The sequence below is a fragment of the Streptomyces solincola genome (genome assembly GCF_002982015.1).
GTDB classification, from domain to species: Bacteria; Actinomycetota; Actinomycetes; order Streptomycetales; family Streptomycetaceae; genus Streptomyces; species Streptomyces solincola.
Window position 1 is genome coordinate 1 of the sequence record NZ_PVLV01000178.1, and the last position, 8962, is coordinate 8962.

General features: G+C 73.2%; 7 protein-coding genes and 3 tRNA genes. 3 read left to right on the top strand and 7 right to left on the bottom strand.

Annotated features, from left to right (window positions below; genetic code table 11):
• Positions 1-171: 171 nt before the first annotated feature.
• The 4 genes from C6N75_RS13220 to C6N75_RS13235 form a co-directional block, all read right to left on the bottom strand.
• Positions 172-2115, bottom strand: coding sequence for an ABC transporter ATP-binding protein (locus C6N75_RS13220; RefSeq protein WP_105869081.1), 1944 nt, complete (start codon positions 2113-2115; stop codon positions 172-174).
• On the bottom strand, positions 2115-3848 hold the full coding sequence (locus tag C6N75_RS13225; protein WP_105869082.1) for an ABC transporter ATP-binding protein: 1734 nt from the start codon (positions 3846-3848) through the stop codon (positions 2115-2117). The genes C6N75_RS13220 and C6N75_RS13225 overlap by 1 nt, the downstream gene beginning before the upstream one ends.
• Positions 3849-3971: 123 nt before the next feature.
• Complete coding sequence (locus C6N75_RS13230; RefSeq protein WP_105869083.1) at positions 3972-5417, bottom strand: FGGY family carbohydrate kinase; 1446 nt, start codon at positions 5415-5417, stop codon at positions 3972-3974.
• Between the two features lie 78 nt (positions 5418-5495).
• Positions 5496-5795 (bottom strand): hypothetical protein, encoded by a 300-nt coding sequence (locus C6N75_RS13235; RefSeq protein WP_105869084.1) that lies wholly within the window; start codon positions 5793-5795, stop codon positions 5496-5498.
• A 170-nt stretch (positions 5796-5965) separates the two neighbouring features.
• Between C6N75_RS13235 and C6N75_RS13240 the strand changes: the two genes are divergently transcribed.
• From C6N75_RS13240 to C6N75_RS13250, 3 genes are all read left to right on the top strand, one after another.
• A tRNA-Asn gene (locus C6N75_RS13240) sits at positions 5966-6038 on the top strand.
• 5 nt (positions 6039-6043) lie between these two features.
• Positions 6044-6116, top strand: a tRNA-Asn gene (locus tag C6N75_RS13245).
• 210 nt (positions 6117-6326) lie between these two features.
• A tRNA-Ile gene (locus C6N75_RS13250) sits at positions 6327-6403 on the top strand.
• 65 nt (positions 6404-6468) lie between these two features.
• On the opposite strand, the gene C6N75_RS32110 is transcribed toward C6N75_RS13250, so the two are convergent.
• The 3 genes from C6N75_RS32110 to C6N75_RS13265 form a co-directional block, all read right to left on the bottom strand.
• Positions 6469-6669 carry a hypothetical protein gene (locus tag C6N75_RS32110; protein ID WP_322888051.1) on the bottom strand — a complete coding sequence of 67 codons (201 nt, stop codon included), beginning with the start codon at positions 6667-6669 and terminating at the stop codon, positions 6469-6471.
• Between the two features lie 229 nt (positions 6670-6898).
• Positions 6899-8092, bottom strand: a complete 1194-nt coding sequence (locus tag C6N75_RS13260) for an amidohydrolase family protein (protein ID WP_105869085.1) — start codon at positions 8090-8092, stop codon at positions 6899-6901.
• 115 nt (positions 8093-8207) lie between these two features.
• Positions 8208-8696 carry a phospholipase gene (locus tag C6N75_RS13265; protein WP_105869086.1) on the bottom strand — a complete coding sequence of 163 codons (489 nt, stop codon included), beginning with the start codon at positions 8694-8696 and terminating at the stop codon, positions 8208-8210.
• Between the last annotated feature and the right edge of the window lie 266 nt (positions 8697-8962).

Sequence of the window (8962 nt, forward strand, 5' to 3'; positions counted from 1 at the left end):
GACGCCCAGCCCCAGCGCGATCCCCGTCCCGCCGGTCCCGGCGGCCCCGCCCTCCGGCGTACCGTCCTGCCGCTGCCCCTCGCCCATGCTTCGTCCCCCTGCGGTCGTCACCCGCCCCCGGTCGGACGGGGCGGGCGTCCGCTCACCCTAATCCCGCCCCGGCCACCGCCCTCAGTCCACCTCCGCGACCGCCTGGGCGAACTGGGCCGCGTACAGCCGGGCGTACGCGCCCCCGGCGGCCAGCAGCTCGCGGTGCGAACCCTGCTCGACGATCGCGCCGTCCTCCATCACCAGGATCACGTCGGCGTCCCGGATGGTGGAGAGCCGGTGCGCGATGACGAAGCTGGTCCGGCCGTGCGCGAGCCGGGCCATCGCCTTCTGGATCAGCACCTCGGTGCGGGTGTCCACCGAGCTGGTGGCCTCGTCCAGGATGAGGATGCGCGGGTCGGACAGGAACGCCCGGGCGATGGTGACGAGCTGCTTCTCGCCCGCGCTCACCCCCGCGCCCTCGTCGTCGACCACCGTGTCGTAGCCGTCGGGGAGGGTGCGCACGAACCGGTCGGCGTGCGCGGCCTTCGCCGCCTCCTCGATCTCGGCGCGGGTCACCTCGCGGCCGGCCGGCGCCCCGTAGGCGATGTTCTCCGCGATGGTCCCGCCGAACAGCCAGGTGTCCTGGAGCACCATGCCGATCCGGGCCCGCAGCTCCTCCCGGCGCATCGAGGCGATGTCGGCGCCGTCCAGCAGGATGCGGCCGCCGGTCACCTCGTAGAACCGCATCAGCAGGTTGACCAGCGTAGTCTTGCCCGCGCCCGTCGGACCGACGATCGCCACCGTCTGCCCGGGCTCCACCGCCAGCGACAGGTCCTCGATCAGCGGCCGCTCCGGGTCGTAGCGGAACGCCACGTGCTCCAGCACCACGCGCCCGCCGCCGGCCGGCTCCTCCTCCGGCGCCTTGCCGCCGGCCCCGTCCGGGCTCTGCTCCTCGGCGTCCAGCAGCTCGAAGACCCGCTCGGCCGAGGCCACCCCGGACTGCACGAGGTTGGCCATCGACGCCACCTGGGTCAGCGGCATGGAGAACTGCCGCGAGTACTGGATGAACGCCTGCACGTCGCCGATGGACAGCGCGCCGGAGGCCACCCGCAGCCCGCCGACCACCGCCACCAGCACGTAGTTGAGGTTGGAGATGAACATCATCAGCGGGTGCATGATCCCGCTGTTGAACTGCGCGCGGTACGACGCCTCGTACAGCTCCTCGTTCTGCTCGCGGAACTCCTCGGCCGCCTCGCCGCCCCGGCCGAACACCTTCACCAGCGCGTGCCCGGTGTACGCCTCCTCGACGTGGCCGTTCAGCGTGCCGGTGGCCCGCCACTGCTGCACGAAGTGCGGCTGCGAGCGCTTGCCGACCCGGGTGGCCACCACCACCGACAGCGGCACCGTCACCAGCGCCACCAGCGCCAGCAGCGGCGAGACGTAGAACATCATCACCAGCACGCCCACGATGGTCAGCAGCGAGTTCACCAGCTGCCCCATGGTCTGCTGCATGGTCTGCGCGATGTTGTCGATGTCGTTGGTCGCCCGGCTGAGCACCTCGCCCCGCTTGGCCCGGTCGAAGTACGCCAGCGGCAGCTTCTCCAGCTTGTGCTGCACCGCCTCGCGCAGCCGGAACACCGTCCGGTTGATCACCCGGATCGACAGCCGGGAGGAGACCAGCATCAGCAGCCCCGCCCCCGCGTACACCGCCAGCGCCAGCAGCAGCACCCGGCCCACCGCTGCGAAGTCGATGCCCTGCCCGGGGGTGAACGCCACCCCGGACAGCATGTCCGCGAGACCGCCGTCGCCCTCCGCCCGCAGCCCGGCCACCACCTGGTCCTTGGACACGCCCGCCGGCGTCTGGCGGCCCACCACCCCGGCGAACACCAGGTCGGTGGCGCGGCCCAGGATCAACGGGCCGACCACCGACAGCGCCACGCCCAGCGCGCCCGCCAGCAGCATCGGCCACAGCGTCAGCCGCTCCGGGGCGAGCTGCGCCAGCAGCCGCCTGCCCGACGCCTTGAAGTCCGTCGAACGCTGGTCGGGCCCGCCGCCCGCCATCATCCGTCCCGCCGGCCCCGCCATCAGGCTGCCTCCGCCTCGGTCAACTGGGAGAGCACGATCTCCCGGTACGTCTCGTTCTCCGCCATCAGCTCGTGGTGGCGGCCCACGCCCACCACCCGGCCCTCGTCCAGCACCACGATCCGGTCCGCCTCCCGGATGGTGGACACCCGCTGGGCGACGATCACCACCGTCGCCTCCGCCGTCTCGGCCGCCAGCGCCGCCCGCAGCGCCGCGTCCGTGGTGTAGTCCAGCGCCGAGAACGAGTCGTCGAACAGGTAGATCTCCGGGCGCTGCACCAGCGTGCGGGCGATCGCCAGCCGCTGGCGCTGCCCGCCGGAGAAGTTCGTCCCGCCCTGCGACACCGGCGCCTCCAGAGCGCCCTCCAGACCCCGTACGAAGTCGGCGGCCTGCGCCACCTCCAGCGCGTGCCACAGCTCCGCGTCGCTCGCGCCCGGCCGGCCGTAGCGCAGCGTGGAGCCCACCGTCCCGGAGAAGAGGTACGGGCGCTGCGGCACCAGCCCCACGATCCGCGCCAGCACCCCCGGATCCAGCAGCCGCACGTCCACCCCGTCCACCAGCACCTCGCCGCCGGTCACGTCCGACAGCCGCGGCACCAGGCCCAGCAGCGTCGACTTGCCGCTGCCGGTCGAACCGATCACCGCCGTCACCTCGCCCGGGCGGGCCACCAGGTCCACCCCGCGCAGCACCGGCTCCTCGGCGCCCGGATAGCGGAAGTCCGCGCCGCGCACCTCCAGGTGCCCGGCCCGGTCCAGCTCCGTCACCGGCTTCAGCGGCGGCACCACGCTGGACTCGGTGCGCAGCACCTCCTCGATCCGCTCCGCGCACACCTCGGCCCGCGGCACCATCATGAACATGAAGGTGGCCATCATCAGGGCCATCACGATCTGCATCAGATACGCCAGGAACGCCGTCAGCGCGCCGATCTCCATGCCGCCCGAGTCGATCCGGTGCGCCCCGAACCAGACCACGACCACGCTGGAGACGTTCACCACGGTCATCACCACCGGGAACATCAGCGCCATCAGCCGGCCGGTGCCCAGCGACATCTCGGTCAGGTCCTCGTTGGCGCCCCGGAACCGCTCCCGCTCGTAGCCGTCCCGGACGAACGCCCGGATGACCCGGTTGCCGGTGATCTGCTCGCGCAGCACCCGGTTCACCGTGTCCAGCCGGGTCTGCATCATCCGGAACAGCGGCCGCATCCGGCGCACGATCGCGTACACCGAGAGCCCCAGCACCGGCACCACGGCCAGCAGCACCGCCGACAGCGGCACGTCCTGGCCCAGCGCCAGCACGATCCCGCCGACGCACATGATCGGCGCCGACACCATCACGGTGAACGCCATCAGCACCAGCATCTGCACCTGCTGGACGTCGTTGGTCGTCCGGGTGATCAGCGACGGCGCGCCGAACGCCGCCACCTCCCGCGACGAGAACGACTGCACCCGGGCGAAGACGTCGGCCCGCACGTCCCGGCCCAGCGCCGCCGCCGTGCGCGCGCTCAGCCGCACCGCGCCGATGCTGCACACCACCTGCGCCACCGACACCGCGATCATCAGCGCCCCGAAGCGCAGCACATAGCCGCTGTCGCCGCGCACGACACCATTGTCGATGATGTCGGCGTTCAGCGTCGGCAGGTAGAGGGTGGCGCAGGTCTGGAGGAACTGAAGCGCCACCAGCAGGGCTATGGGCCGCCGGTAGGGCCCCAGGTGGTTGCGGAGTAGTTGTCTGAGCACGGCTCAACTATCGCCCGGACCGGCCCCCGACCACGACTCGGTTTTGACGCTCTTTGCCCGCCGCCGGCAAGGGGAGCGGTCCGCCGGGTCCGGTCGGACAGGACCGAGGAGCCTCCGGAAGGCTCAGGAGAACGCCCCCGGGTGGAGCTGCTCGCGCGTCGCCGCGTACTGCTGGCGCACCGCCTGCCCCCCGGCCAGCTCCTCGCCGGCCTCGAAGACCTGCGCGGACGCCCCCTGCCAGGCCGGCGGCGCCTGCGGCGACAGCCTGCCCTGGGACACCCCCAGCGCCCAGGCCGCCTGCCGGGCCGCACCCAGCGCCGCGTAATCGGCCGGCTGGGGGACGACGACCTGCGCGCCGAACACCGCGGGCGCCACCGCCTGCACCGCCGGCAGCTCCGCCGCCGCGCCCAGCAGGAACACCCGGCGCACCCGCACGCCCCGGCCCCGCAGCACGTCCATCGCCTCCGCCAGCGAGCACAGCATCCCCTCGAACGCCGCCCGCGCCAGGTGCTCCGGCTTCATCGACTCCCGCCGCAGCCCGCTCAGCGTCCCCGCGGTGTGCGGCAGGTGCGGGGTGCGCTCACCCTCCAGATACGGCAGCAGCACCAGCCCCGAGGCGCCCGGCGTGGACTTCAGCGCCAGCGCCGACAGCTCCTGGAGCCCCTCCACACCCAGCATCTCCGCCGTGCCGCGCAGCGCCCGCACTGCGTTGGACGTCGACACCACCGGCAGATGCATCCCCGTCGCGTCCGCGAACGAGGTGATCATCCCGCTCGGGTCGGCCAGCGCCTCGTGGTGCACCGCCATCACCGACCCGGACGCCCCCAGCGACACCACCGCGTCCCCGACCTCCAGGCCGAGCCCCAGCGCCGCCGCCATCGTCTCGCCCGTCCCCGCCGAGATCAGCAGCCCCTCCGGCGTCGTCCCGGCCGCCTCGGCCGGACCCAGCACCTCCGGCAGCGCCGCCTGGTGCCCCAGCGCCAGCTCCACCAGATCCGGCCGGTAGGCGCCGCTGCCCGCCGACCAGTACCCCGTGCCCGACGCCGCCCCGCGGTCCGTCGTACGCCGCACCGGGCGGCCCAGCAACTGCCACACCAGCCAGTCGTGCGGCTGGAGCACCATCGCCACCCGGGCCGCCGCCTCCGGCTCGGTGCGCGCCAGCCAGCGCAGCTTCGCCACCGGCTGCGCCGCCTGCGGCACGCAGCCCACCGCCTCCGCCCACGCCTGACGGCCGCCGAACCCCTCCACGAGGTCGGCGGCCGCCACCTGCGCCCGCTTGTCGTTGCCCACCAGGGCGGGCCGCACCAGCGCGCCCTGCCGGTCCAGCGGCACCAGCCCGTGCTGCTGGGCGGAGACCCCGATGGCCTGCACGCCCTCCAGCAGTCCGCCCGACGCCGCCTCGCCCAGCGACAGCAGCCATGCCTGCGGATCGACCTCCGTCGCCTTCGGCGCCGCGTCCATCCCCGGGTGCGAGGCGAACCCCTGCCGCAGCACCGCGCCCGTGTCCGCGTCGCAGACGACGATGCGCGTGAATCCCGACGAACTGTCCAACCCGGCGACTATCCCCATGACACTAGATTCTGCCGCACGCCCCGCCGCGGTGGACGGGTCGGTGGGACGGGTCGACGGACGGCCCGGTGGACGGGGCTATGTGTTGGTCGTCCCCCACTCGTCCTCGCCCGTCCGGGAGCGCTCCTTCAGCGACCGCACCCGCTCGGCGACCGACTCCGGCATCCGGTCGCCGACCTTGTCGCTCACCGTGTGCAGCGCCTTGCCGGCCACCTCCCGCCCGGTCTGCGCGGCGGACTCGGCCGCGTTGCGCACCGCGGGGTTCTGCGAGAACTGCCGCGCCTGCTTGCGCAACTGCTCGTAGCGCTCCCGCCCCGCGCGCGTCCCGAGGACGTACCCCAGAGCCACTCCCACCACGAAACTCAGCTTGTAACGCATGGCTGCCACCCTTCCGTCGGCGTCGGTGCTGACCGCCTACCCGTCAGGGGCGGGGATCACCCCGGGAACCGATTGGCGGAGCACCCCCCTGCTTGCGCTAATGTATGTGTCGCAGCGAGCGCCCGCCCCCCGGGAGCACCCCGGCGGGTACGTTCGATGCACCGCAGCAATCCCCTGTAGCTCAATTGGCAGAGCAGCCGGCTGTTAACCGGCAGGTTACTGGTTCGAGTCCAGTCGGGGGAGCGCGATCCCCTGTAGCTCAATTGGCAGAGCATTCGGCTGTTAACCGGAGGGTTGCTGGTTCGAGTCCAGCCGGGGGAGCTCCCAGACGAAGAGGGCCGCCAGCGGCCCTCTTCGTCGTTTCCGCCCCCGCTCCGGCGATCTTCCCGAAGCCGTTCCCCCCAGGTGGGAACCGCCCGCCGCACCACGGAGTCTTCAAGGTCAGGCATGGCCGACCAGCCGGAGCAGGAGATCGTATGACCGGCTATGCTGCGGCAGACGACGCGCACACATGTACGCGACGCGCCGTGAGGGGCGGTAGCTCAGCCGGTTAGAGCAGCGGACTCATAATCCGTCGGCCGTGGGTTCGAGTCCCACCCGCCCCACCACACCTACGGAAAATCGATCCGCCCGCCCCGGTCCGCGCTCAGCGCCGATTGCCCGGGCGTCGGCATCAGCTCATCCTCCGGCCGCCGATCCGGAGTTCGACTTCTCCCTCGTTCAGGTGGCGCGAATCGCGGACCGTCCAGATGCGGGCTGCCACGGCGGTGCCTGCGGCGGTGGTGTGGGCGGGGACGGCGAGAAGAGGGCCGTCGGTTTCCCCGGTGCGCAGCTCGGCGTCGACGATCACTCCGTCGGAGAAGCGCAGATCCACCTCGATCGGATGGGGCCGGGCCGCGAAGGAGGCCGGGTCGGGCAGGTCCTGGACGCGGAGGCGGCGCCCGGGAAGAGATGGGTGTGGTCGCAGACGGCCGGGAAGGTGTCGGCGTCGGCGGCCTCGCCGGGGGGCGTGGGCATGGGCGGCTCCGGGGGCGTCTGGTGGGTGGCGCCTGGGACAACGAGCCGGAGCGGACGGCCGTCACCGCCTGGGGGACAGTCGCGGGTCAGGCGCCGGACGAGGCCGGGGACGGTTCGTGGCGGCGGCCGGCGGTGAAGACGGCCCGGACGGCGGTGAGGGCGGCGAGGTCGGTCAGCGGGTCGCCGTCGACGACCAGGAGGTCGGCGCGGTAGCCGGGGGCGATCTTGCCGGTGGTGCCGCCCAGGCCCAGGGCGGTGGCCGCGTGGGTGGTGGCCATGTCCAGGATGTCGGCGTGGCCGAGGCCGAGGTGGGCGTAGAAGGTGAGGGCGGAGGCCAGGCCGTCGAAGCCGGCGCGCTGGACGCCCGCGTCGGTGCCGGCGATCAGGGTGGTCCCGGCTTCGGCCAGGCGGCGGACGGTGTCGAACATGGCGCGGGCGCGCTCCTCGCCGAAGAGCCGGGGGAGCGTGCGCCAGTGGGGGCTGACGGTGGGGCAGACGGCGATGCCCTCGTCGATGATGCGGCGCAGCACGTCCTCGCGTAGGTCGAGGCCGTCCTCGGTCATCCAGGTGCAGTGCTCGATGGTGTCCACGCCGGCCTCGACGGCCGCTTCGATGCCGGCGGCGCCGTGCGCGTGGGCGGCCACCGGCACGCCGGCGCGGTGCGCCTCGTCCACCAGGGCGGCCAGCTCGCCGGGGGTGAACTGGCTCTCGTGGATCTTCGGGCCGTCCTTGGTGAGGCCGCCGCCGGTGACCATCGCCTTGACGACGCCCGCGCCGGCGGCGAGGTTGCGGCGCACCAGGGCGCGGATCTCGGCCTCGCCGGTGACCTCGCCGCCCAGGAAGTGGCAGTGCCCGCCGACGGTGGTGGCGGGGGCGCCGGCCGCGACCAGGCGCGGCCCGGGGGTGCGGCCGTCGGCGATCTCGGTGGCCAGCCTCAGGGCGAGGCACCCGCGGTCGCCGAGGTCGCGGGCGGTGGTGACGCCGCTGAGCAGGAGCCTTCCGGCCCGCTCCCGCATGGCGGCGAGCAGGTCGTCGTCGGTGGCGGCGTCGAGGGCGGCCACCGGGTCGGTGCCGCCGTCGAAGACCAGGTGGACATGGGCGTCGATGAGGCCGGGCAGGATCGTCCCGGTGAAGTCCAGCCGGGGTGTGGTCGGCGAGGTCCGCGCCTCGAGCTCCCGGCGCGGGCCCACCGCGGCGATGGCGCCGCCTCCGACCAGGACGGCCCCGTCCTCCAGGCAGGCCCCCGAGCCCGTGAGCACTCGTCCGCCGGTGATCAGCATGTTCTCGCTCCTCGTCCCTCTCGACCGGCCCCGCCTTCGGGGTGACGGGGCCGTAGAGGGAGACGAGCCGGGCGGCCGGGGAGTTGCCCGCGGCGCGGAACTCGCCGGTGGGGCGTCAGGCGGCCGGGGTCTTCGCAGGGGTGTCGGCCGGGGCGACTCCGAAGATGGAGACGGCCTGGTAGTAGGTCCAGGCGGTGGAGTTGCAGGAGGTTTTGGTCGCGCCCGAGTAGCGGGCGCAGACCCGCTTGAGGTCTTCGTAGAAGGCCGAGTCGAGGCGGGCCTTGTTGGCGGGGAAGATGCCGGCGGCCTTGTGGTTGCGGTAGCCGAAGTCGTGCCGGGCGCAGGCGGTGGAGAAGGGGAAGCCGAAGGGGTTGTCGGGCGAGCTGGAGCAGTAGTCGGTGGACCAGTCGAACCCGTAGGCGGCCCAGGCCCCTTGGTTGGCGCGGGCGGCGGCCCAGGCGTTGTGGCTGGACGCGCTGGTCTGCGTCCAGGAGCTGAGGACCTGGGGCTTGTCGGCCGGGGCGGCGGACGCGGTGCCGCCCAGGAACAGGGTGGCGGGCAGGGCGAGCGCGGCGGCGAGGAGCGGGACGGATCTCTGGCGCATGCGTGACCTCCGTACGGCACAGGGGTGTGGTGCTCGGGGAGTCGGGCGGCCCGGTCGTGGGATCGCTCCACGACGGAACCAGCATGGAGTCATGGTCACGTCAAAGAGAAGGAGTCGGTGGCGAACGAGGTGTGAATTCTTTGCGCGTAGACGGGGGCGGAGGCGTGCCGAAGCGGGAGCTCCTTGCGGCGGCGGCCGGGGACAAGGCCGGTGTATCGGGCACGGGGCGGTCGCGGTATACCGCGATCACGGGAGGGGTAGGGGGC